This window comes from Maridesulfovibrio ferrireducens (genome assembly GCF_016342405.1).
Lineage (GTDB): Bacteria > Desulfobacterota > Desulfovibrionia > Desulfovibrionales > Desulfovibrionaceae > Maridesulfovibrio > Maridesulfovibrio ferrireducens_A.
The window spans coordinates 134,501-160,177 of sequence record NZ_JAEINN010000009.1; the positions used below are offsets into that span (position 1 = coordinate 134,501).

General features: G+C 44.0%; 20 protein-coding genes. 11 read left to right on the top strand and 9 right to left on the bottom strand.

The features are described from left to right. Positions 1-45 precede the first annotated feature (45 nt). From JEY82_RS11515 to JEY82_RS11530, 4 genes are all read right to left on the bottom strand, one after another. Positions 46-561 (bottom strand): bacteriohemerythrin, encoded by a 516-nt coding sequence (locus JEY82_RS11515; RefSeq protein ID WP_304085550.1) that lies wholly within the window; start codon positions 559-561, stop codon positions 46-48. 201 nt (positions 562-762) lie between these two features. Continuing rightward, on the bottom strand, positions 763-1,365 hold the full coding sequence (gene lepB, locus JEY82_RS11520; protein ID WP_304085552.1) for a signal peptidase I: 603 nt from the start codon (positions 1,363-1,365) through the stop codon (positions 763-765). A 63-nt stretch (positions 1,366-1,428) separates the two neighbouring features. After that, positions 1,429-3,234: a translation elongation factor 4 gene (gene lepA, locus JEY82_RS11525; protein WP_304085613.1), complete on the bottom strand. Its 1,806-nt coding sequence runs from the start codon at positions 3,232-3,234 to the stop codon at positions 1,429-1,431. 417 nt (positions 3,235-3,651) lie between these two features. Then, complete coding sequence (locus tag JEY82_RS11530) at positions 3,652-4,071, bottom strand: hypothetical protein (RefSeq protein ID WP_304085554.1); 420 nt, start codon at positions 4,069-4,071, stop codon at positions 3,652-3,654. Between the two features lie 278 nt (positions 4,072-4,349). On the opposite strand from JEY82_RS11530, the gene JEY82_RS11535 reads away from it, so the two are divergent. From JEY82_RS11535 to JEY82_RS11545, 3 genes are all read left to right on the top strand, one after another. Next, a complete protein-coding gene (locus tag JEY82_RS11535) occupies positions 4,350-5,189 on the top strand; it encodes a sulfide/dihydroorotate dehydrogenase-like FAD/NAD-binding protein (protein ID WP_092158504.1) in 840 nt (279 codons plus the stop codon). Beyond that, positions 5,179-6,600 (top strand): NADPH-dependent glutamate synthase, encoded by a 1,422-nt coding sequence (gltA, locus tag JEY82_RS11540; RefSeq protein ID WP_304085557.1) that lies wholly within the window; start codon positions 5,179-5,181, stop codon positions 6,598-6,600. Before JEY82_RS11535 ends, gltA begins: the two co-directional genes overlap by 11 nt. A gap of 151 nt (positions 6,601-6,751) precedes the next feature. Continuing rightward, positions 6,752-7,759, top strand: a complete 1,008-nt coding sequence (locus tag JEY82_RS11545) for a sensor domain-containing diguanylate cyclase (RefSeq protein ID WP_304085559.1) — start codon at positions 6,752-6,754, stop codon at positions 7,757-7,759. Between the two features lie 42 nt (positions 7,760-7,801). Here JEY82_RS11545 and JEY82_RS11550 read toward each other — a convergent pair whose 3' ends face one another. Then, the gene (locus tag JEY82_RS11550) at positions 7,802-8,521 is read right to left on the bottom strand and encodes a hypothetical protein (RefSeq protein ID WP_304085562.1); all 720 of its coding nucleotides are present in this window, start codon (positions 8,519-8,521) and stop codon (positions 7,802-7,804) included. Between the two features lie 435 nt (positions 8,522-8,956). Here JEY82_RS11550 and JEY82_RS11555 point away from each other — a divergent pair, with 435 nt between their 5' ends. Beyond that, positions 8,957-11,602 carry a cobyric acid synthase gene (locus JEY82_RS11555; RefSeq protein WP_304085563.1) on the top strand — a complete coding sequence of 882 codons (2,646 nt, stop codon included), beginning with the start codon at positions 8,957-8,959 and terminating at the stop codon, positions 11,600-11,602. A 3-nt stretch (positions 11,603-11,605) separates the two neighbouring features. On the opposite strand, the gene JEY82_RS11560 is transcribed toward JEY82_RS11555, so the two are convergent. The 4 genes from JEY82_RS11560 to JEY82_RS11575 all read right to left on the bottom strand — a co-directional run bounded on the left by JEY82_RS11560 (position 11,606) and on the right by JEY82_RS11575 (position 17,871). Next, positions 11,606-13,987, bottom strand: coding sequence for a tetratricopeptide repeat protein (locus tag JEY82_RS11560; protein ID WP_304085564.1), 2,382 nt, complete (start codon positions 13,985-13,987; stop codon positions 11,606-11,608). Positions 13,988-14,139: 152 nt separating this feature from the next. Next, positions 14,140-15,996 (bottom strand): P-loop NTPase fold protein, encoded by a 1,857-nt coding sequence (locus JEY82_RS11565; RefSeq protein WP_304085566.1) that lies wholly within the window; start codon positions 15,994-15,996, stop codon positions 14,140-14,142. Between the two features lie 48 nt (positions 15,997-16,044). Continuing rightward, positions 16,045-16,869 (bottom strand): TatD family hydrolase, encoded by an 825-nt coding sequence (locus JEY82_RS11570; RefSeq protein WP_304085568.1) that lies wholly within the window; start codon positions 16,867-16,869, stop codon positions 16,045-16,047. A 12-nt stretch (positions 16,870-16,881) separates the two neighbouring features. Then, positions 16,882-17,871, bottom strand: a complete 990-nt coding sequence (locus tag JEY82_RS11575) for a glycosyltransferase family 1 protein (RefSeq protein WP_304085570.1) — start codon at positions 17,869-17,871, stop codon at positions 16,882-16,884. Between the two features lie 150 nt (positions 17,872-18,021). Between JEY82_RS11575 and JEY82_RS11580 the strand changes: the two genes are divergently transcribed. The 7 genes from JEY82_RS11580 (at position 18,022) to nhaB (ending at position 25,601) form a co-directional block, all read left to right on the top strand. Next, on the top strand, positions 18,022-19,422 hold the full coding sequence (locus JEY82_RS11580; protein WP_304085572.1) for a sigma-54-dependent Fis family transcriptional regulator: 1,401 nt from the start codon (positions 18,022-18,024) through the stop codon (positions 19,420-19,422). A gap of 4 nt (positions 19,423-19,426) precedes the next feature. After that, on the top strand, positions 19,427-19,762 hold the full coding sequence (locus JEY82_RS11585) for a dinitrogenase iron-molybdenum cofactor biosynthesis protein (RefSeq protein ID WP_304085574.1): 336 nt from the start codon (positions 19,427-19,429) through the stop codon (positions 19,760-19,762). A 263-nt stretch (positions 19,763-20,025) separates the two neighbouring features. Further along, complete coding sequence (locus JEY82_RS11590; protein WP_304085576.1) at positions 20,026-20,403, top strand: response regulator; 378 nt, start codon at positions 20,026-20,028, stop codon at positions 20,401-20,403. Positions 20,404-20,434: 31 nt separating this feature from the next. Then, a complete protein-coding gene (locus tag JEY82_RS11595) occupies positions 20,435-21,004 on the top strand; it encodes a CBS domain-containing protein (RefSeq protein ID WP_304085578.1) in 570 nt (189 codons plus the stop codon). Between the two features lie 6 nt (positions 21,005-21,010). Further along, the gene (locus JEY82_RS11600) at positions 21,011-22,483 is read left to right on the top strand and encodes an SLC13 family permease (RefSeq protein ID WP_304085580.1); all 1,473 of its coding nucleotides are present in this window, start codon (positions 21,011-21,013) and stop codon (positions 22,481-22,483) included. 134 nt (positions 22,484-22,617) lie between these two features. Beyond that, on the top strand, positions 22,618-24,057 hold the full coding sequence (locus JEY82_RS11605; protein WP_304085582.1) for a transferase: 1,440 nt from the start codon (positions 22,618-22,620) through the stop codon (positions 24,055-24,057). A gap of 53 nt (positions 24,058-24,110) precedes the next feature. After that, positions 24,111-25,601, top strand: a complete 1,491-nt coding sequence (gene nhaB / locus JEY82_RS11610) for a sodium/proton antiporter NhaB (protein ID WP_304085584.1) — start codon at positions 24,111-24,113, stop codon at positions 25,599-25,601. Positions 25,602-25,677 lie beyond the last annotated feature (76 nt).

The window sequence follows — 25,677 nt, forward strand, 5'->3', positions numbered from 1 at the left end:
ATAATGTAAAGAATTACCCGAAAAGAATGAATAAATAACAAGATTTCAAGAGTTTTCTGTCTTCGTATCTTCCTCATCCTGATCTTTTTTATCTTCTGAAACCTCAGATTCAACCTTATCTAAGATAGCCTTACCCTCATCTTTGAGGCTGTCGGGGGCAACCTTTCGCTCCTGCAAATATTTAATAATCTTAAAATCGTAATCAAGAATATGCTCAAGTAACCACGCCGAAAGAAATTTTTTATAATCTTCCGAAGTTAACTCTTCATGATGAAAACGGGCATATTGAAAAGCTTTAACTTTACGCTTTAATTCAACGTGTCTAGCTATGTGCTTACGACGTTCAGGAAACTCGATTTGTTTCATAAAAGCCTCCTCAGCAGCAAAATGAAAAAGTGTGTATTCCCTTAACTTAGAAAGCAACAAAGTTATTGCGTCTTCATCCTTCCCTCTATTCAAGGCATCAAGAAGCATACTCATTATACGCAAAATTTCCTTGTGATGTGCGTCTAATTCCGCGACGCCCATACTTAAGGACTCACTCCACTCTATTTTAGCCACTTCGCATTCTCCTCAATAGAAAGATTCTCATACATAAAATTATATTTTATCAATCTTTATAAAATGCACTATTTACAGGTAGCTGACAAGCGTGAGGTGCTAAAAAAAGAAAGCCCGCCAAATTGGCGGGCTTTCTTAAATTCGTATAAAATAATTCTTTGAACCTAAATATCGGTTCTACAAAATCTTAATTGATCAATCCTAATGAAGCAGACTTCCTAAACGATTCCAGCGAACAGAATCCGGTCCGCCCCATGACCAATAAATAATCCAAGCCTTACCCAGAATATTATCACGCGGGACATTTCCCCAGAATCTTGAATCATTGGAGCCATCCCTGTTGTCACCCATTACGAAATACTCACCCTCAGGAATCTGACGAGGCGGCATATTATCACGTAGCGTGGAAACATGTGCGTTATCGATAAACTGAGTATACGGCTCAACCAGCGGATTACCGTTCACAAAAACTTTCTTGTTCTTGATTTCCACAGTATCACCCGGAACCCCGATTACTCTTTTGATGTAATCTTTGCTGGTATCACCCGGATATTTAAATACAATAATATCTTTATATTCAGGATCTCCCATCTCGATCACAACCTTTGAAGTAAACGGTATCTTCACTCCATAAGTAAATTTGTTGACCAGAAGATGATCTCCGATCTGAAGGGTCTGCAACATAGAACCGGAAGGTATTTTAAAAGCCTGAACTATAAAAGTCCTTATAAAAAGGGCCAATAAAAGGGCTATAAAAAGGGCTTCAATATACTCTTTAAGGGTGCTCTGCCATCTGGGATTCATACTGTTCATCCTTATAAAATTCCAAAGTAAAACCTTCGGAAATAATCATTTTTTCGGTCAGGACTAATCGTCTCCGGCCTTAAGTACTACAAGGAAAGCTTCCTGTGGAATTTCGATATTACCCATCTTCTTCATACGCTTTTTGCCTTCCTTCTGTTTTTCCAGAAGTTTACGTTTACGGGAAATATCTCCGCCGTAACACTTGGCAATAACGTTTTTCCTGAACGGGGCCACTCGTTCTTTCGCAATAATCTTTCTAGCAATTGCAGCCTGAATTACAACTTCAAACATCTGACGCGGAATTGCTCTTTTAAGCTTCAAAGCAAGACTTCTACCATGCGCATATGCCGAATCTTTATGAACAATTACTGAAAAAGCGTCAACAGGTTCAGTGTTAATCAAAATATCAAGTTTCACAAGATTCGAGACACGATAATCAATGATTTCATAATCAAGGGAAGCATAACCTTTTGTATGAGACTTCAATTTGTCAAAGAAATCATACATAATTTCTGCAAAAGGAACTTCGTAAGTGATAATAACTCTTGAAGAAGAAAGATAGCGCATATCCTGCTGAAGTCCGCGTTTCTCTTCACAAAGTTTGAGCACTGACCCGACATATTCATTTGGAACATGAATTTCCAAACGGCAATAAGGCTCGGAAAGAGATTCCAGCTCAGTTGCTTCCGGCATTTTGCTCGGATTATCAATTTCAAGAACTTTGCCATTTATAAGCTTAGCCTGATAAATAACCGAAGGCGCTGTGGCAATCAGTTTAGCCTGAAATTCTCGTTCCAGACGTTCCTGAATAATTTCCATATGCAAAAGTCCGAGAAAACCGCAACGGAAACCAAACCCCAAAGCTGTTGATGACTCCGGTTCATATGAAAAAGCAGTGTCATTAAGTTGTAACTTTTCCAATGCGCCTTTGAGAGGCTCGTATTCAGAAGGTTCAACCGGATACAATCCGCAAAAAACCATCGCCTTAACTTCCTGAAACCCAGGGAAAGGCTCTTCAACAGGGTTCGAAGCAAGCGTGATGGTGTCCCCTACAGGAGCATCATTAAGCTCCTTCATGCTGGCGCATAAAAATCCGACTTCCCCGGCACTGAGACTTTTTACATTCATTGCCTCTGGAGAATAAACGCCTAACGTTGTGACATCAAAAACCAGCTTGGAAGAAAAGATTTGAATCTTATCTCCCTTTTTAATTGTTCCTTCCAAAATTCTGAAAAGAACAACTACACCCTGATAAGAATCATACCACGAGTCAAAAATAAGAGCCTTGAGGGGCTTATCCGGATCTCCGGTCGGAGCTGGCAGTTGAGTTACAACTGCTTCAAGCACCTGATCAACGTTGAGCCCGGTTTTTGCGCTTATCATAAGAGGATCAGAACAATCCAGTCCGATAATCTCTTCAATTTCACTCGCAACTCTATCAACATCAGCACTGGCGAGGTCAATTTTATTCAGTATAGGAATAATCTCGAGATCATTATCAAGAGCCAAAAAGACATTGGCAAGAGTCTGTGCTTCAACTCCCTGAGTTGCGTCAACAACCAGCAGGGCGCCATCTGAAGCCGCAAGACTACGCGAAACTTCGTAACTGAAATCAACATGCCCCGGAGTATCAATCAGGTTAAGAATATAATCCTCACCGTCCGCAGCTTTATAAGGAATGCGGACACTCTGAGCTTTAATGGTGATTCCACGCTCACGCTCAAGATCCATCTTATCCAGATATTGTGCTTTCTTCTCACGATCTCCGACCAGACCGGTTATCTCAAGGATGCGGTCCGCCAATGTCGATTTACCATGATCGATATGAGCTATGATACTGAAATTTCTTATATTTGATATTTTTACCATACTAAAAACGGTCGACATTCATTCTACTGAAATGCCGGCTCCTTTAATTTTACGTTATTTTTCGCCACAAGAATATGGCCTAAAGCGAGATCTTATTACGGCATTTGTTTCATACTGTCTAATACGGAATGCCCCACCAATCAAACAAAAGAAGTCAATAATAAAGTCAATTTTCCCAAAATTCAAAAAAAGGCGGATTTAACTGGATAAATTTAGTAGAGAATTTCTCACAAAAAAGGTTGATTGACCCATCAAATTATATTACTAATGAAATCAAGACCTCTACCAAAATGCACTGACCTCACTGTGTTTTCAAAATATAGCCTGCTAACATTCCCAATTATTAAAGAAGCATAAAATTTTATATTCATGCACCTAAAGATAGCTTCAACAGGCATAATTTTAGACATTCAGGGATTAGACTTTACCTAATGCTCTTCCAGGAAGCGAGTGATTAAGCGCTCCGGACTGCTGAGAATAGGCCGATATAGCTCTACTCAACCTGTAACCTGAGTTTTCTGGACAATATGTGGCGGAATCCCCGGAAAGAGCACATTGAGTTTGCGCAAGAGATTTAGCAACCTCTTGAACGTCACGCTCCTCACTCTGAGTTCGGGGATATGATTTTGAACGAAACGCCTGTGAGGCTACTTCTGCTTCACTGGGTTCAAATTCGAGGTCCTTTGAAGTGAAATTTACGCCCAACTTACCTAAATTAAATCCGAAACTACGCGTTTTAACACGCGCCTGTACGCTTTCGACTTCAACGTCAGGCCGCACGACCGCTCGCTGGGCATTTTCTGTATATAAATTTATACCTTGCGCTGCTATTCGCATACCATTCTCCACTAAAGAAACCGATCCACGCACACAAAAAAAGCCCGACCGCCTGCAGAGGCAACCCGGCGTTCCTGCGGCATTGCCGCAATCATCCATGAAGGATACGTGGGATTTTCGGCTTCCATCCGTGGAAGCAGCTGAAAATTTATTTCCTAGTAACTGATTTAAATATAATACGTTGAATCAGGTTTGGCAAGTGCAGCAAACGACTTAGTTCCTTGCTTTCCGGGGACCAAAGATTTATCTTCCCCTAAACTTAAGCGGTGTAGGAGACTATGAGCAACAAAATTCTTCAGAAAAAGGCATTGATCCCCGGACAAACAAGTCTGCTGGTTATTGATGCACCTCAAATTGCCAAAAAGGCAAAACCGGGAAATTTCGTCATTCTTCGTATCCATGACAAAGGGGAACGCGTTCCTCTGACTATCGCCGATACGGACCCGGAAGCCGGAACTATCACCATTGTTTACCTTGTCGTAGGTAAAAGTTCGGCTCTTCTTGAAACACTAAAAGAAGGCGACACCATCCTTGATGTCTGCGGACCTCTCGGAAAGCCCACTCACATTGAAAAGTGCGGTACGGTCATCTGTGTCGGCGGCGGAACCGGAATTGCCGCAATGCACCATATTGCAAAAGGGCATCACAGAGCCGGCAACCACGTTGTCGCCATTGTCGGAGCACGCAGCAAAGACCTGCTCCTGTTCTGTGACGAACTGGGTGGATTCTGTCCTGAACTTCTGATCGCAACAGATGATGGAAGTACCGGACATAAGGGATTCGTCACCGAGGTTCTCCGTGATCGTCTGGAAAAAGACAAAAACGTAACCGAAGTCGTCGCCATCGGCCCTGTGCCTATGATGGAAGCCGTCGCTAAAGTCACAAAACCTTTCGGAGTCAGGACAGTAGTAAGTCTTAACTCTATTATGGTTGACGGCGTAGGTATGTGTGGAGCTTGCCGCTGCAACGTAGGGGGAGAAACCCGCTTTGCATGTGTAGACGGCCCGGAATTCGACGGACACAAAGTAGATTTTAACGAACTTAGAATGCGCCTTGCCCAGTATAAAAACCAGGAAAACGAATCAATGGATTTGTTCAGGAGCGAGCATGGTAAATAAAAAAAAGTTCAATCCGATCCGTACCCCAATGCCGGAACAGCCAGCGGATGTACGTAACAAAAACTTCAAAGAAGTCGCGCTGGGTTACACCCGCGAACAGGCTATCGAAGAAGCAAGCCGCTGCATCCAGTGTAAAGTACCTCTTTGCCAGAAAGGCTGTCCTGTTGAAATCGACATCAAAAGCTTCATTGGGCATCTGGCCGCGGGGGATATTCCTTCCGCATATAAAGTACTCAAGCAGACCAATGCCCTGCCGGCAGTCTGCGGACGAGTCTGTCCTCAGGAAACTCAGTGTGAAGGTTCCTGTATTCTCGGCAAAAAACATGAACCTGTCGCAATCGGCCGCCTCGAAAGATTTGTTGCCGACACTTTCGACAGTGACTCCGCATGTGAAATGATCACCGGCGACACCGCATGTAGTCTGCCGAATGAACACGTTAAAGTTGCATGTATCGGCTCAGGGCCTTCCAGCCTTACCGTTGCCGGTTACCTCGCGGCTCGCGGCGTGCCTGTAACAGTATATGAAGCTTTGCATGAAATAGGTGGAGTTCTTGTTTATGGAATTCCCGAATTCAGACTCCCGAAAGCTGTTGTTGCCCGCGAAGTCGGAGCACTTTGGGCCAAGGGCGTAACCTTCCTTCCCAATTGGGTCGGCGGCAAAACCATTACTATTCAAGACCTTATTGATGACGGCTTCGATGCTGTCTTCATCGGTGTCGGAGCAGGCCTCCCCTGGTTCCTCAACATCCCCGGTGAAAACCTCGTCGGCGTTTACTCTTCTAACGAGTACCTGACCCGCATCAACCTAGGCCGCGCATACGACTTCCCGAACTACGACACACCTGCTCCAAGACCGCGCAATGTCGCAGTCATCGGCGGCGGAAACGTTGCTATGGACGCAGCCCGCACAGCCCTCAGGTTAGGCGCGGAAAATGTATACATTACCTATCGTCGTACTCAGGATGAAATGCCTGCCAGACTTGAAGAACTTCATCACGCAATTGAAGAAGGTGTTCAGCTTGAGCTGCTCACATCTCCTATAGCCATAAATGGTGATGAAAATTCACACGTGAAGTCCATGACCTTACAGGTAATGGAACTCGGTGAGCCTGACGATTCCGGCCGCCGTAGACCTGTAGCGGTTGAAGGCAAGACCAGAGAACTCGAAGTCGACATGGTTATCCTTGCAGTCGGAACCGGAGCCAACCCAGTGCTTCTCGAAGCAACTCCGGGCCTCAATCTCAGCAAATGGGGCTACATCGAAGCGAATCCTGAAACAGGTGAAACTTCTATTCCCAATGTTTTTGCCGGAGGCGACATCGTCGGAGGTTCAGCAACTGTAATCTCCGCCATGGGCGCAGGTAGAAAAGCGGCTAAAACAATTGCCGAACGATTAAAAGTTGAATTCTAGGTGAATTAGAAAGTAATTCAAAAGTCCCCGCCAGTGATCTGACGGGGACTTTTTTTGTGACTATATTAATAACATTGCCGGAAGTTAAAACTTCCTTTAATTCTTTATCAGATTCAACAAACCTGCACCTGTTAAAATATAAAGAACTCTTATGACTATAGATAAATTCGACTTTGATGCAACCTTGCTGACCATAAATTTTGCCACCCGGCTTTTGGCAATGGAACTGGACAAAGACACTCTTCTGGACCGCATTCTGGAAACGTTCTGTGACATGGGTTCGTGCAAAGACGCCGCTATAATGACATATAATAGTGAAGGTAACCTGATAGTAGCGGCTGCATCTCTTAATCATGAAAGAACTTTTCCTAACGAAAAAGTTCCCATGACCAAAGCAATGGAAGAAGCAGCACAAAGCCGCTCCCCAGTAGCCAGACCAAAATGCAAAGACTCATTTTACCCACTGCCCGGTGACGACTGCGAAGCATGTAACGGAACATGTCTATGTCTTCCACTGGTCGGGTCACGCGACCTTGTTAAAGGTTTTGTCACGCTGCATCGCGAAAATGACAAACCGTGGTCAATATCCGAACTGTTTCAACTCGGCATAATTTCAACAGTTGCCGCCATAGCATACGAGAACTCTGAACTTTTCAGACAGACAATAAAAGATAGCCTTACCGGTTTATATATGCGCCGCTACCTCTTCATAAGACTCGAAGAGGAAACCCAGAGAATTAAACGCAGGGGCGGAGATCTTTCCGTAATAATGGTGGATATTGATCATTTCAAACTTATCAATGATTCTTACGGACATGCCGCAGGTGATGAAGCTTTGAAACAAGTTGCCAATGTTCTTCTCCAGAATTCCAGACGAGGAGCAGATATCGTATGCAGATACGGCGGGGAAGAATTTGCAGTACTTATGCCCGGCTCCAAAAAAGAAGATGCCATGGTAGTAGCGGAGCGCATGCGGGCAGGATGCGAGGAAGCTAAACTATTAACTTCCGGCGGTGAAATTAAAATCACCTTGAGCGCAGGAGTAGCCAACTTAGACGAGTGCGATTTGATTTCCGGTGACACTATGATGAAAATTGCGGATAAACGGTTGTACGTTGCTAAGAAATCCGGGCGGAACCGGGTGATTTTTGAAGGATGATACTGATAAATTGCGGATTGAGTGCCTACCTAGAAAACTTTTTTAAAGCTTTTGGATATCTTTAAGCTTGATGACTGTTCGCCCTTCTGGTTTTAATATTTCAAAATTATCGGCCCAATATTTACGAATCAATTTATCAAGAAGTCCCGAACACTTTGCACATAGAAGAGCTTCTTCAATAATTGGTTTCAAATGTGCTTTTTTGGGGCTTAAATAAAAAACAACATCTCGATTATATTCAAGAAGTAAATGAGGCTCGATCACCAGCACGTCATGAGCCTTAACGTCATCGATGACCTCATTAAACCCACGGGAAAAATAATCCAGACCGCGCGATCTCATCGCTATCATATTATAAAGACATCTCCAGTTCGCGACTTCTTGACACGGCAATTTATTTTCCTTCCAAACACCTGCATCGAAGCAATTAGAACCGAGTCCCCCGACTTTATTTAATTTACAAAAATCTTGCAGTGTTTTGACGTCTTTGTAGGCATTCAAATCTTCAGCAGGAACTAATAGTACTCTTTTTCCAAACAGTCCGTTCGTAAGCGGAACCGGAATAGGAATATACATCTTATCCAGCTCAGGAGTTCTGACAAGCCATAGAATATCAAGACAGCCACGGCCAAGCATTCTTAGCTCGCGTAAATGAGGAAGATCAACAACCCCTTCTATAACAACTTCATGCCCTGCGTCAGTCAACGCTGTTTCAATCAATTCGTAATAATATTCATGAAAACCCTCCGAATAAGAAGGCATCCGTAAAGATATTTTATCCGCGCTGCAATCTACCGGCAAACAAAATATTAAAACAAAAACAATAGACAACAAAACTATTTTATTCATAAAAATTATTTTTAAACATGCGTGAATGTTAATATTTATATAAATTGAATCTAAACATATATTATGCTCAAGACCTTCAAGGGGGGGGGGGCAAGCGATCACTTAAAAAAACAACCGCATTTATGCGCCTTAATATCAACTAGTCAGCCAAAGACATTCAAAACCTAAAAACACTTTATTAAAAGAATAACCCTTGGTATAAAAAAAATATTAAATAGTCAACATTCTATTTTATTTACAAAAATATATTATTTCCTCTTTTTGACTTTGAATGATTAGTTTGAATCCAATTCCAATTAGCGTTATAGAATATTAAGTTCATGAATCTTCACTCCATGGAGGGAGCGGATGCAGGCTTCACAGGATCACATTAAAAATCTCGCAGAACAAGAAAAGAAATACGCTCATGGCGGCAACATCAAAAAACTTGCTGCACGGGCAGGATGTCCTTCGTCCGAACTTCTTGATTTTTCCGCAAATATAAATCCTCTAGGCCCACCGCCATGGTTGCAGCAGGTCATAGTCAACGCCCTTGATGAGGTAGATCGTTACCCTGATCCTGAAAGCGCAGAACTGACTCTTGCCGCCTGTCAGAAGCATTCCGTATGGCCCACCGAATGTATCGCCGGGAACGGAGCTTCCGAACTGATCAGCGCCATTACGCGTCTAGGTGGATTCAAACGCGCTGTAATTCCTGTTCCCTGCTATGTAGATTATGAGCGTTCCTGCTTAGTCGCCGGTCTTAAAACCGAACAGATTCCGCTTGATCCGCAAAATGGATTTGCGCCCGATTTCGATACTCTTTCATCCTTCCTTTCTGCATCCCCTGCGCTGGTCTTTCTGGCGCAGCCCAATAATCCGACAGGTACGGCCTTTGATCCTGAAGATCTAAAAAAACTTGCGCGCAAGCATCCTGATTCACGCTTTATTGTTGACGAATCCTTCGCCGACTTTATTCCAAATCTCGAAAGACTCACGGGCAAACGTCCACCCAATGTCATTACACTTTTATCGCTGACTAAGTTTTACGCCATTCCGGGACTGCGGCTCGGCCTTGCATTTGCTTCGCCGGACATCATCATGGCACTGAAAAACATACTGCCCTGCTGGTCCGTAAACCTCTTCGCTCAGAAAGTAGGGGTAAGATGTATACTAGATGAGGATTATGCTCGCAAAACTATCGAAACAACGACCCGTCTACGTGAAGAATTAGTTCAAGGCATCGCAAAAATTCCGGGAATCCGAACTTTACCAGCTCAAGCAAACTTTATGCTCTGTCAGGTTCAACGCGTCGGCATGGATGCAACAGGACTCATTGAACATCTTCTGAAAAATAACATTGCCGTACGCCACTGCGACAATTTCGACGGACTAGATTCAACATATTTCCGTATAGCGGTCAGGACAGCTGAGGAAAACAACAAATTTGTCGACGGTTTGCGCTCCTTTACAGGCATGGAAGTAGCAACCTCGCTCAAACCGAAAAAAACACCGGCGCTGATGATTCAGGGCACCTGTTCCAATGCGGGAAAATCTATTCTTACGGCTGCATTTTGCAGAATTTTTCTACAGGACGGCTACAAAGTCGCACCTTTTAAAGCTCAGAACATGTCTCTCAATTCCTACGTCACTGACGAAGGGTTAGAAATGGGACGTGCGCAGGTGACACAGGCAGCAGCATGCAAACAGACTCCCGATGTCCGCATGAATCCTGTCCTGATCAAACCGAACAGCGACACAGGATCACAGATTATCGTCATGGGTAAACCTGTCGGAAACATGAAAGTTCTGGACTACGTAAAGTACAAACCCACAGCTTTTGAAGCGGTAAAAAATGCTTACGATTCCTTAAGCACGGACCGCGACATCATGGTTATTGAAGGAGCCGGAAGTCCTGCGGAAATCAATCTCAAACAGCACGATATCGTGAATATGGCTATGGCGGATTATGCCGAGGCCAAGGTTATCATTACCGGAGATATTGATCGGGGCGGAGTGTTTGCCTCACTTGCCGGGACCATGGATTTAATCGATGCTCATGAACGCAAAATGGTTTGCGGGTTCCTGCTCAATAAATTCAGAGGAGACGCATCACTACTCACTCCCGCACTGGATTTCACCTTCGACAGGACCGGAAAACCCGTGCTCGGAGTTATCCCGCACATTGATCATTTAGGATTGCCTGATGAAGACTCCGTTTCATTCAAACAGGATCTGAGTAAGTCCGGCAGCAAGGGAAAACGTAACGACAGCGTTGATATCGTCTGCATAGACCTGCCGCGCATCTCAAATTTCACGGACCTCGACGCGCTGAAAGGCGAGCCGGATGTAAACTTACGAATCATAGACAACCCCAAGAACATCGGCACCCCTGATGCGATCATTATCCCCGGAAGCAAAAGCACCCTCTCGGACCTCGCACATATTCGAGCAAGCGGAATGGCGCAGGCTGTCTTAGATCTCAAAGGCAAAGCTACTATTATAGGCATTTGCGGTGGACTTCAAATGCTGGGTCAATACGTCAACGACCCGGACGGGATAGAATCACAGGACGGGTCAGCGGAAGGCTTAGGGCTGTTACCCCTCCAAACCACTCTGGCACAGGAAAAGACTCTGACCCGCACAAGCGGAACTCACGGGTTGAGCAAAATGGATGTCAGCGGATATGAAATCCATCACGGCAAAACCGAACCGCTAATGCCCACAGTCCGCGCCATGATAGTTCCAAAAGGGTCGACCGGAGCAGTACCTATCTCTAGAGTTTTAGGGTTCGGATTAAAATCAGGAATGATATGGGGAACCTACCTGCACGGAATTTTCGATGCAGACGGATTCAGGCGCTGGTTTATCGATTCACTGCGCGAGAAAAAAGGACTGCCCAAGCTTGAAACAATCCAAACCACCTTCGGAATGGAAGACGAGTTGGACAGATTAGCTAAAATAGTGCGGGAGAATGTTGATATGAAAGCAGTCTATAACGCGCTTGGAATGTAAAAACTAAGAACGGCTCTTTGATGACAGAAGAACAGCTTTCTCGATGAAGTTTTCTAAAGCTGCCACAGCCTCGCTGCCATCATAACAAAGCTCGACGCGTTCCCGAATAAGACTCGACATTTCGAGACGATAGTTTTGATCAAGCCCGAGATGCACAGCTTTCTCTACATAATCTTCGGCAGACGAAGCTATAAGCTCTTTTAATCCCATAAGAGTGAGAAACGCCGCCGTATGCCGCCCACGCATAAGCGCACCCGGCAGAGTAACCGCCACGACATTCTTGAGCATAGTCTCAAGGCTTGAATTACAGCCCGACCAGCCGAAAGAATCAAGAAAAACGTCCCCTAATCCGACCAACGCCTGAAAACGCGGACCCGGCATAGAAGGAATAAATATCAGACGTTCCCGCGGCTCAAGTCCTGCTGCGCTGAATGCCTTTTCAAGACGCGCACGAAACTTACGGTTAAGGTGTCCGGCGCCGCTGTTTTCAATAAACACAAAGCGCCCATCCGGCACACGTCCGGCTATTTCTGCAAAAACAGCATCCTGCTGTGGCAGATATTTATAAAGAGTTTGCAGACACAAATAGACCACGTCATTCTCAGAAAGACCAAAATCCGCGCGACTTTCTCCGCTTGAATACGGCAAAGAAGAAATATAATCCACCCCCAGCCCCGGCAGACTGACAAGTTTCTCGCTGTAATGTTCCTGAGCGTCCGAAGGTTCCATAAGATCGCTGGAAAGAAAATAATCTATACTATCAAGCCCGCTGGTTTCAGGATGTCCCCATGACGCGCATTGAACCGGAGCCAGTCGCAAACACGCCGACTTCGCACAAAGCGGGTCCATTCCCAGTTCTGGATAAATAAGGATATGAGGTTCATCACTGCGGACAGCTTCAGCCAGAGCGGGAAGGGTTGTCAGATTCTCCCTGAAACTGTCGAAAGTACGCTGCGCAACGTCCGTTTCATTGTCCACAAGACCGGAAGTGCTATAGCCTATTACCTCGAACCACTCGCGATCAAGACCCGAAACCCAGCCCTTAACGGGCATTTTCCATACGGAATGGTTCCTGAAATGTCCCGAAACAAAGCCCACCCGTATGCGTCCCCCTTCTTTCGGCTTCAAAGGGAAAGATTCGGCAGCCTTCGTTGCTATTTCTGAAAAAGTTGAATTAACGGCTCTGGAGATTACAGCTCCATAAGTTTTCATCAACTCACGGTCACACCGCCCCTGGTAAGGAAGGTAGTAAGGCTGAAGTTTACCCACGGCATCAGCCAGTTTAGCCAAGACGGTAGAAGTCGCATCAGAACTTGCAAGGGAAAGATCATTCAAATCGTGCTTATACTTTTCGCGGCAAATCTCAATTTCTTCATTGCTCTCATAAAAGAAAGGGATACGGCTCATGCACAAATAAAGTTTAAGATACAAATCATCAGGAGCAAGGGCTACAGCGCGTTCAAAATAGCCAGAGGATTTAAGGCTATCCCCTGATTCCTTGGCAGAAACGCCTAAATTTACTAATACGGAAACATGATTCGGGTCAATTTCAAGGCAACGCTTAAATTCTTTTTCGGCCTGCCCATACTTACCGAGCACCTTTAAAACGGCCCCAAGATTATTACGAGTACTGACATTAACAGGATCACGCTCCAAGACCTCGCGATAACGCAACACAGCTTCCTCATTACGTCCCATAAGATGCAAGATGTCGCCAAGTCGCGACAGATATATATGATTAGCGGGGGCAATTTTCATAGCTCGCAAACAGTGAGGAAAAGCTTGTTCCGGTTTGTTCAAACGCGCCAGAATATCACAAAGCCCGAAATGCCCCGCCGGATTCTGAGGAGCAGATACAATCAATTCCTGACAGGCAGCCAAAGCTTTATCATCCTGCCCCAGCTTGCGTAAAAGCTGAATCAGAGCTTCCAAAGCGTCAGAACGAAGCTCCGCTGTTTGAACTGAAATTTTAAAAAAGCGCACAGCCTCATCCAGCCGACCAAGCGCCATAAGAACCGTCCCCGCATTGAAAGCAGCGAATCCGTCATCCGGCTGTATAACTAAAGCCCGTTCAAAAGCCGTAAAAGCTTCCGAAGGGTGACCTGTATTTTTTAGAGAAACCCCGAGAGAATTAAATATATCAGCATCATTCGGGATAAGAATGGAAGAGCGTGTAAGAGAATCTACGGCAGCAACATGATCCCCACGCTTTTGAGCGCACAGCCCCAGCATAAAAAGTGAAACAGCATGATCAGGATCGAGCTTTACCACCCGCCCCCAAAGAGCCTCGGCAGCAGCAACCCGCCCGGCAGAAAAAAGCGCATAAGCTCGATCTGAAATGAGCTTCAGTTCCTCGCGTAACTGTCCTTTTTCATCTGCGTCCACGGGGGCTCCTGTGTGTTAAATAGCTGGGAAAATTCTATTTATTAATTTCAGTGCAAGCAAAAGGATTGTGGCTATGTAGTATTTTTATGTTCTTTAATTTATGTATAAAATGGTTGCTATGGGTTAAGATTGTAAGTGGTTTTTATTGATATTTAGGTGGTAGATGAAACGGCCTTTTCTTTTGCTGCTTTTAGATTAATCAGTGAGCCATCAATATATTCCAACATCATGGTAAAATAAATTGAGCTCAATTCTTTTTCCCATTTTTTTGATTCTTTTTCTATCTCAATTCGTAATTTTTCAAGCCATTCTGCTTCTTCGACAAGAGCAGATGCGTGAAGAGGCTCATACCGTAAAGAGAGCGCACTCTTAACAGTCCTTTTACCTGCATTGCTTAGCTCAGCAAAACTCTTAGCAAACTTGGCTGGCGAAATATATTTTAATACGGCTTTATCATAAAAAAGACTATCTCCAGAATTATTATGAATAATTTGCCGTCCAAATTCATCAGGATCTTTAGACATTAACACCAACAAATCTTTTGACTCTTCTTCTAAAAAAGACTTCTTGTCGACTAGAAGCTGGTCTTTAATATAATTTTGTAAACTTCTAAATAAAGGATTTTCGGAACAAGAATACCCGAGTCCATCCCACCCAGTATCAATACGAAGAGTAGCATATTCATTACTCAAAACTTCTTCGGTATACAAAAGTCCCCTTTCTAATAAGATATCAACATTCTTCTTTGCTTGTTCAAAAAGCTCCTGCTTATCCATATCTATAAGACTTTGCTTCCTTAACCTTAAAAGAATACCAAAAACATGAAGGAGAATTTGAAACCGCTCAAAATCACAAGTTTTAAATTGATTTAAAATAATATTTTTAAGTTCTCGAAACTTATCATCTTCAAGATAATAATAATTCCAAAGTTTTTTCCATTCGGGAGTTGATTCATCATAAAAATAAGGAGAATTTAAAATAGATTGCTCAATTTCAAATTTTGACACATTTCCTTCACAAAAAAGCAAACAAGTCCATACCTTATGACTAAGGAGAATGGACCTAGCATCAACACATGAATATTTACTCAAATTTAATTTTGCTTCATCAGTATTATTCTCTTTCTGTGTTGCTTCCAAAATATAGTCCGTTATAAGCCCAGTTGAGCTTAATTCCCCCTTTCGTGCTTCAATAGTATAAATCAAAAACAATTTAAGAATATGACTGAGAAAATCTTTATTACCTACAATTGTAGCATTACCGGATAACGAACTCACAAATAAAGAATAATCCCAAAGCCCACGCTTTATATGGCGCAAATTATTATAGCCAGATTCGATAAAAATAATTTCTATTGTTTCAATATTATCACGGCATATTTCTTTGCTTTTTTCATGCTCAATTTCTTCAATAAAGGAATTTATTGCGGCAGTTGCATCAGGTTCAACTATAAAACTTTTACCTACTAGCTTTTCTTTAATTTCGGAATAACAACGCTTCGATCTCTTATCCCCGTCTGCATCCCATCTGCCAGCTAATTCTTCCTCATAACAAATCAGTACTGCTTTATGCCCGTTCTCAATCAAATAATTGATATGCCCAAACAAAGACATTGCATCAATATGACATCGTTCAATATCATCAAAAATTAAAACATACTTTTCAGGATTTGTTTCTTTTTTAGGGAACAACTCAGAGAATTCATTAAGACCTAGACTAAGACCTCCACGGAGTAGAGCATTTGCAGCAACTTTACTGGCAATCATACCTTTTGAAAACAATTTAGGATGAGCCAACCTGAAAACTTCATTATCTATTTCTTCAACAGACTTAAAACCGTATAAACTCACATGAAGAAATTGTATTGCCTTTCCCTGAGATTTGACAAACTCCTTAATAAACCAAGTCTTCCCCGACCCCCACGGCCCATTGAGCATAACCGCATGATCTGGACTCTTCTTAGAGTTCACATAGTATTGAAGATAATCGGTAATATGCTGATTCAACATTTAAGGAATCCTTTCTTCGCCAGACTGCGAAGACTTAAATTTAAAAACCTACAACCCAAAAAACTCATAAGCATTCTTAGCGCAAACTCCCCACAACTCGTTCACGTCCATGCCTTTCAGCTCCGCGACTTTTGCCGCAGTGAAGGCCACGTATGCAGGCTCATTGCGTTTACCTCGCCATGGTTCAGGGGTGAGGAACGGGCAATCTGTTTCAAATACCATTCTTTCTGCCGGAATATACTTCACGGCCTCCTGCGCCTCTTCATTTTTCTTGTAAGTGACCGGACCGGGAATGGAGAGATACCAGCCGTTATCGAGAATTCTTTTCGCTGTCGCCACATCCGAACCGAAGCAGTGCCAGAGCAGAGGCTTGCCGGACCAGCCGAAATCTTCCAGAACTTCAAGAGTCTTTTCATGCGCATCGCGGCTATGAATGACAACGGGAACATCAAGCTCATCCGCAAGTTCAAGCTGAGTGCGAAAAACTTTCTCCTGAACATCAGCGGGAACGCGGTCCCAATAAAAATCCAGCCCGATTTCGCCTAGCGCTTTTAAACGGCTGTCCGACTTAAAAGCATTTCGCATGGCCTGAGTATCAGCGTCTGTATACTGGTCGGCATTATTCGGATGAACTCCCAGCAGGAAAAAGACTTCAGGATAAGCATCGAAAAGACTGCGGTTCGCTTCATAAGCCTGCGGCCCCAGAAAGACATTACCTATCTTCGCAATTCCGCATTCTCCGGCTCTTGCCATAACTTCGGGCAAGTCTTCTTTAAAATCTTCCAGATCAAGGTGGGCATGAGTTTCAACGCCCGGAACATTAATGCCGACAGTCTGCGGCAGGGGTCTTACTTTATTCTTTTTTTTAGACATATTCTTCTAATATTAACTTTGAAAATTATCCCATATTTCGCGAACCGTTTCAGCCTGAATATCCAGCGTATAGGAACGGACGGTTTGTTGCCCTGCCGCCAGTGCGCTGTCAAGAGAGGGACCACCTTCACGCCATAAATTAAGCGCCTTTTCCAGATTCAAAGCAGCATCCAGCACGTCAGCATCAGCAGACCAGAATCCATTGCCGGACCATTCAACATCACGCAGCGGCCACCACGGTTTGAAAACAGCGCCTTCAAGCTGACGCATGTAATCCCACCCTCCGAAACCGGAAAAGCCTACGGGAATACAACCGGACGCCAGAGCTTCAAGCGGAGGAAGCGGACATCCTTCGGGAAATCCGGTCACCAGAAAGATATGACTGGTACGTAAAGCCTGAGCCACACCCTGTGCATCCATGTTGGCAATTTCGATCCAGCGGATATCGCAATTCGGATTACGGGCCTCAAAGATAGACTTGATCTGACTAACCAGCGCTTTGTTTTTGCGAGGCATGTAGGCAATTCGTAACGGACCGTCAGCCATGCTTTCAGATGGATAAAAAAGATTTGTATCTATAGCGGGCCTGAGTATGGGCGAAACTGTTCCCAAAGTTTGCTGCATAAACCACTCGACAGGATGCGATACAGCCAAAAATGAAACAGGTAGATTCCGCCATGAAACGCCTTCCGGCAGAGATGAAAAAAGATATGCCCAGTTCTGACAGTAAACAACGCACTTGGCCCCGGCATTAAGGCCCGGGGCAAGACTGTTCACCCATCCTTCGGGCACAAGCCAGAGATCTCCCTTGCCGAGTTTTACGTCATCCCACATGACAGGCTCAGGATCTCCTTCCAATAGAGGAGGCATCCAACTGCCGGATTCACGCAAAACAAGACGCACATTCCTTCCCTGACGGGCAAGGATAGAGGCTATCTGACAAAAAACAGTGATGCCACCGGTAGGCTTTCGGACAGGCGGTATAAATATATATGTATTCATAGTTTTTCCATGCCCGAACATAACCCCAAAAATAAGGATTTGAAAAGTACGAACTATGTACAATCCAGAGCAACCGGTTCGCGATAAATAAACCATTTTTCCTTAATCAGAAAGATGACTTCCTAACGCAAGACATGTTACCTAGTCTCTGTGAAAAACGAAAACTCATATCTTGTCAGCGGACTTCTAAATCAGCAATTCCTTCTGCCGGACCTCCTCGATGAGATTCCTGTGGGCATTGCGATTCTTGACGTCAACGGCAAGATCAAAATAGTAAACCACACATGGCAAACCATAACCGGGGCTGAGCCGGGCTCAATAACCGGACTCAAATGTATGCTAGGCCTCCGGTGCGATTACTGTTTCAAAGGCTGCCCGATAATGTCGGGCAAAACAGATTTCGACGCAATTGCAACTGATGCCGATATTATTGACAGGTCACGTATCAAAATTCCTATCAGGCTGACCATATCCCCCCTTTTTTCAAACGACAAAAAACTCTCGGGATTTGTAGAAACAATTCAAGATATCCGGCAGGTTGCAGAACTGAGCAGCAGTGCCAGCAAGGCATATTCACTCGGGGGACTCGTCGGCACAAGTCCGCAAATGGTAAAAGTTTTCAGCATGATTCCGAGCATCGCGGGTACGGATTCATCTGTTCTTATCACCGGAGAAACAGGTACAGGAAAAGACGTGCTTGCCGAAGCTCTGCACAATGCATCAGATCGCGCAGGCTCTCCGTTTATTAAAGTTAACTGCGGAGCTTTGCCGGAAACACTGCTTGAATCAGAACTGTTCGGACACGTCAAAGGAGCTTTTACCGGAGCACATGAAAATCGGCCCGGACGTATCAAATTGGCTCACAACGGTTCATTTTTTCTAACAGAAATAGGCGACCTGCCTCTGGCACTTCAAGTCAAACTGTTATCTTTTCTAGATGATAAAGAAATTTACCCACTGGGAAGCTCAAAAGGATTTAAAGCAAACGTACGGATAATTGTCGCGACCCACCGGGATTTGAAACAGATGGTCCTCGACAAAACTTTCCGCGCAGACCTGCTTTTCAGACTCAATGTGGTTCACCTCCATCTACCACCTCTTAGAGAACGCGGAGAAGATATTCTTCTGCTTAAAAACCATTTCCTGAAAGAATACTGCACAAAATTTAACAAAAAAATCAGAGGATTTACAAAAAAAGCTGCAAAAATACTTCTGGGATATCACTTTCCGGGCAATGTCCGAGAACTGCGGAATGTTGTTGAATATGCTGTAAACTTCTGCGATCGGGATTGCATCGGGGCAGAACACCTTCCAGCCTATCTCACCGAACAGGATATTTTGCGCCCTGTAATAGAATCGGCAAAAGTATCTTCAGAACTCCCCCCTCAAAAAGAATATAGCCCTGCCGAGAGCTGGGACCATGCGGAAAAAAGAATGATTATCGAGGCCTTGATTAAAAATGGTGGACGGAAAGCCGATGCAGCCAAATCCCTTGGCTGGAGCAGGTCCACATTCTGGCGAAAAATGAACAAACACGCCATTAACGGGTAAGCTGATGGATATAAAACTGCTCATTCCACTGTTCAATGACGAAGTAGCCCCGCGCTTTGATCTGGCTACAGATGTTTTATTGGTAAAAATCAGGTCCACAGGTGAATACGACGAACGAATTGTTGTCCTTCCTCAAGCTTCTGCCGATGACCTGTGCGCTCTTGCAACCTCTGATAATGCCCACACTATCATCTGCGGAGGAATCGACAACGAACACTATCAGTACCTTATCTGGAAAGGCATTAAAGTGCTCGACAATGTAATCGGTCCGGTAAAAATTATACTGAAAGCCCACAAAGCCGGGACTATCACAGCAGGATCTAATTTTTATTCTTTCTAAACATCATCCTCTCTAACTACCTATATCTTCGATAATATTTTCACGCCTAAAACTGTTATGTTTCTTTTTGTTTCAAAAAGAGTCACTTGCAATGAGTCATAATGCTTCAAAGCGTTTCAGCAAAAGATAATTAAATTTCTTCCGCCACACTTAAGAACCTGTTATACATTGCTTATTTTCTTATGGCATACAGAATGCTTTTATAACGCGAACGTTGCAAAAGCCGAATCCCCGGTGAGCAGCTAAAACCAACATTCGGCCAAATGAAAATAATGATTGTTGAAAGTGATACAGAATTTCGCGAACACTTAGTTCAGAGACTCGCAAGTGAGGGGCTTAGCTCTCTCGATTCCGGCAATCTGAATGAAGCCGAGCAGCTTGTAAAAAAACATAAGGTGCAGGCAATCGTCTTGGGTTTGTCCGGTTTTGGAAGAAGTTCGCTTTCATTCATGAAAAACATTTCAACGATTGTTCCTGACTTAAAAGTTATTTTAATTAATCGGCACAACAAGATTCCGCTATCAATTGAAGCTATGAATCTGGGGGCATGTGCTGAAATTCCAGTTCCTGTCGACATTGCAGTGTTAGTGAAAACACTACAGTCCGCCACTGCTGAAAATCAGCAGCAAAAAGACGGTTAGCTCGACTGAACAACCGATACAGGGGGTAAGCATGGAAAATTTTAGAGTAAAAGATCTCATGATTCCGGTAAAGGAATACAGCCGGATCAAAAAAAGCACGACAGTTTCTCAGGCAATGCTAAAATTGGTCAAAGAGGGGACGGATAAAAACTTACCACACCCTCATCGCGACCTTTTGGTAGAAGACGAAACAGGGAAGATAATCGGAAAAGTTACAATACTTGATATCTTCTCCCATATGGAACCAGCATATTTCAAAGTTCTTGAGAAGAACCCAAAGGCTTTTCTGGACAAAAGTTATGTGCAAAAAGTTTTTAAAGACTTTAATCTCTGGTCTGAGCCGCTTAAAAATCTTTGCAGAAACATCAGCAAAGTCAAAATCGAAGACATTATGTACACACCTAATCAGAATGAATTCATAAGCGAAGAAGATAATCTGGACAAGCCGCTTCACGCTTATATAACAGGCATTCATCAGCCTATTCTGGTTCAAAAAGACGGAGAAGTTACAGGAGTTCTTCGTCTGGGTGATGTCTTTGAAAAAGTGCGGGACTCAATTCTCTCTTGCGAAATTGCAACTACGGATAAGATCAAGGAGTAATTAGATATGAGCGCTGCAACTCTATCACAACCAAAGTCTTTTGATTTTAAAAGACTTATATTCATGATGCTCGGAGTAACGCTGTTCGCAGTGGTTTACTACTGTCCTGCATGGCCCGATGCAATTGACCCCATGGGCGAACACTTTATTCTCTCCCAACAAGCTAAAGGAGCAATCGGGGTTTTCCTTCTGGCGGGTACCTGGTGGGTCTTTGAAGTTGTACCTATCGGTGTAACATCACTGGCAATCGGCGTATTACAGGCTATGTTCTTTATCCGCCCTGCCAAAGTCGCATTTAAAGATTTCATGGACCCCTCGGTTCTTTTTATCTTTGCGTCCATAATGATCGGACTTGTTTTTACCAAAACCGGACTGACCAAACGTCTTGCATATAAGATGCTGATGGTTGTCGGAGAAAAAACAAAAAATATATATCTAGGTGTTTTTATTGTTACCGCCCTGCTGACCCATATCATGGCCCACACCGCGGTAGCTGCAACCATCTATCCACTTCTTTTAGCCATTTATGCATTATATGGTGAAGGCGATAAACCCACTAAATTCGGTAAAGGTCTCTTTATCGGCATGGCATATATCGCAGGTGCAGGTTCCATCGTAACACTTCTCGGTGCTGCCCGCGGAGCTGTTGCCATTGGTTTCTTTCAGGAAATTCTCGGAAAGGACATCACCTTCTTTGAACTGACATATTACATGGCACCGGTTGGCTGGATTATGGTCTTTCTGCTCTGGGGATTTTTTATGATCTTCCTCAAGCCTGAAAAAGCGACCATTCCCGGACTACGCGAAAAGGCCAGAGAACTGAATAAGCAAATGGGACCGCTCACCCGTGACGAAATCATGGCAGCAGTTCTTGTTGGTTCAGTAATCATTGTCATGAGTTTAAGATCATTTATTCCTGAACTTAAGGCGATTGATAAAACCGCACTCATCCTGGTTTCTTCAATCTCATTCTTCATCTTTAAAATCCTTGATATCAATGACCTCGAAGATATCCCATGGAATATTATTCTTCTCTTTGCAGGCGCAATGTCGATCGGCTTCTGCTTATGGGAAACTGGCGCTGCTAAATGGATGGCTGTTAACTGGCTGACAATTTTCCAGGACTCACACTGGTTCGTATTTGTCATGTCCATAGCGTTCTTCGTCCTGATGATGACCAACTTTATCATGAACGTAGCCGCAATTGCCATATCACTGCCGGTTGCACTGGTTATTGCTCCTTACCTCGGAGTTGCTCCTGAAGTAATTCTTTTCGTAGCACTCGTTGTTGCGGGTATGCCGTTCCTGCTTCTGGTAGGGGCTGCGCCTAACGCCATTGCCTACGATTCAGGACAGTTCACTCCCGGAGAATTCTTCTTATACGGAATTCCAGCCAGTATAATGTTGCTGGTGGTGGTAGCTTTTGCAGTTCTTGTTCTTTGGCCTATGATGGGCATGCCTGTGACCTTGCCCGGCTAATAATATCAAGGTATAGGGATTGATCACAATGGAGTCTGGGCGGTTCAGAGATGTTCTGAAACCGCCCGACTTTGTATCAACCCGTTCCGGTTTCCACCTACGACTTCCGGCACCCAAAAAAAAGCGAGAAAGGAATGAAACAACTTAATAAGCTAATTGATCATATTGTTAATCGCGTGAACATCAATCTTCGCGAACCTCTTGTTGATGTGGGACCTTTTATTAAGGACCTCATCCCTCGAAACAGTTTTGCCCTATACTATGCCTTCTACTCTTTAACAGCCACACACCCTCTGAAGTTTCATTTCAGACATTCCAGTGTGGGGGGAACTTATTTCCTCGGTAAATGCGTAGTTGACCATTCCATCCTTCATAAAAGCGATATTCGAGGAGATGAGCTGAAAAGGAAGGGACACGTGGTTGACTGTAACGGGCACAACATAAAGCTTCGTGACGATGAAGTTATTAACATCAGAGACAGCTTTCTCATGAAAACGCTGGTTCACAACAACTCGCATGACCCCGAAAATCTCGAAGTCTTCAAAATATCAAACACCGTTTCCCTACACTACGCGAATATTCACGGAACATCCGTTGAAGGTTGTTTCCTTGAACCTTTTTCAACCGTGGACTTATCAATCTGTCATGACTGCGCAATAGGTGCTTATTCCTATGTTCAAGCAGGCGAACTCTATCATAAGCGTATCCGCCCGGGACGCATATGGGTCAAAGCCGACGGAGCATTTGAATTCAACTACCAGTTCCCGACAGAAATTCTAGATAAGTATATCCGTATTGAAAAAAGCAGACCGAAAGGAATGTTCATGGACTTCTTTGACGAAAGAAAAGAAGACTTTATTCCTATTTATTCTGCTGTAAATCCGGAAAACATGATTGATATCCCTGAAGGGGCTTCTGTCAGCCCTTACGCGGTAATCAAAGGAACATGCAAAGTTGATAAAAATGTTCTTGTCGCTCAACGTGCTTACCTTGAGGATTCAACCCTCGGGCCGGGATCCAATGCACAGGAAAACTGTTATATAATCAATTCAGTTTATGATGGTGAAGACGTTACAGCGCATGGTGGAAAGGTCATATACACCCACCTACACCGTAATGTTTTTGTCGGATTCAACTCATTTTTGAACGGCAAAAAAGAATGTCAAATTGAAGTTGGAGCAGGATCAATCATCATGCCTCATACAATTATCGACACTCAAGAGACCGTCAAAATCCCTGATAACTGTCTTGTTTGGGGATATATCAGCAAACAAGAAGACCTTGAAATGCACTCTATTCCACTTACTGATTTCGCTGCTCTAAAAGGCCAGTTCCGTCTCGGTAACCTTACCTTTGAAGGTATCGGAGCAAAATTTGTTGATGGATTCAGACATCGTATTGAACATATCCTTGAATGCAATGGAGCCTTCTGGGACGGATCAGACGAAACAGCGGGCCATGCCCAACAAACTCAGGACATTTCTTTCAACATTCTTCAGCCTTATCCAGAAGGAGATTTGAAAGGACTTTACCCGGAACTGTCAATCGACCCGTTAGAGCCTAGTGAACTTTAATTTCAAAAGGGTTCTACTATAACGCGCTTATAAAAAGGCAAAAGGAGAATATCGTGCCCAAAACAATTTCGCAGGCACTGCAAAAAAACTTTCTTGGCAACTCGCCTGACTGGTACAAGCTTACCATCATAGGTTTTCTTGTTCTTAACCCCATTCTTCTGGCTGCTGTCGGCCCCTTCATTACCGGATGGGTTTTAATCGCTCAGTTCATTTTCACACTTGCAATGGCATTAAAATGCTACCCGCTACCCGCTAGTGGGCTGCTTGCCGTCGAGGCTGTTGCGCTGGGGCTGGCTTCCCCTCAGGCCGTTTATAACGAAACATTACATAACTTCCCGGTTATTCTTCTTTTGATGTTTATGGTTGCAGGTATCTACTTTATGAAGGATATGCTCCAGTACGCCTTCACAAAGATCCTTCTGCGCATCAAATCGAAAATCTTAATCTCATTATTGTTCTGTTTTTCAGGTGCATTCCTGTCCGCATTTCTCGACGCTTTGACTGTTACCGCAGTTCTTATCGCAGTTGGGTATGGATTTTATGGAATATACCACAAATTCGCATCAACAGGTCATTGCTCTCTGACAGATGACTCTCTTCTAAAGGGAGAATGCGTAAGTCACTTGGGAGAATTCAGAGGATTCTTAAGAAACCTTCTGATGCACGGTGCCGTAGGTACTGCTCTCGGTGGAGTTTGTACCATCGTCGGCGAACCTCAGAACCTGCTTATCGGGCATGTTATGGACTGGCAGTTCATTGAGTTCTTCGTAAGAACGGCCCCGGTATCCATGCCTGTTCTGGCTGTAGGATTGCTGACTTGTGTTATGCTCGAAGTAACCGGCATATTCGGATACGGCTTCAAACTTCCGGATAACGTTCGCGAAATACTCGAAGAAGAAGACCGGAAAAAAGACGAAAAGATGGGATTGAAACAAAAAGGTGCATTACTTATTCAGGCATGCGCAGCTGTATTCCTGATCTTTGCCCTTGCATTCCATCTTGCAGAAGTTGGTCTAATCGGCCTGACTGTTATTGTTGTTCTTACCGCTCTTAACGGCGTAACGGAAGAACACCGTATCGGTCATGCTTTTGAAGAAGCTCTTCCTTTTACCGCATTGCTGGTTGTATTCTTCGCAATCGTCGCGGTTATCCATGAGCAACATCTATTCTCACCGGTAATTCACTTCGTGCTTGGACTTGAAGGTAAAGTTCAGCTCGCAGCTTATTACTTAGCAAATGGTTTGCTCTCCATGATTTCGGACAACGTATTCGTTGCAACGGTATACATTTCTGAAACCAAAGCTGCATTCCTTAGCGGTGCCATCAACCAAGAACAGTTTGACCTGCTTGCAGTAACAATCAACACAGGAACAAACATCCCAAGTGTTGCTACTCCTAACGGACAGGCAGCATTCCTATTCCTGCTTACCTCCGCCATTGCGCCTCTTATCAGGCTCTCTTACGGTGAAATGGTTAAGCTCGCTTTCCCATATACCGTCACCATGTCACTGACCGGTCTGGCCGCAGTCTGGTGGTTATTGTAAAACGTTAACGTTTTACATTGCTTAAAAGTATAAAGCCCCTGTCGAATTTACATTCGACAGGGGCTTTTCTGTTCAA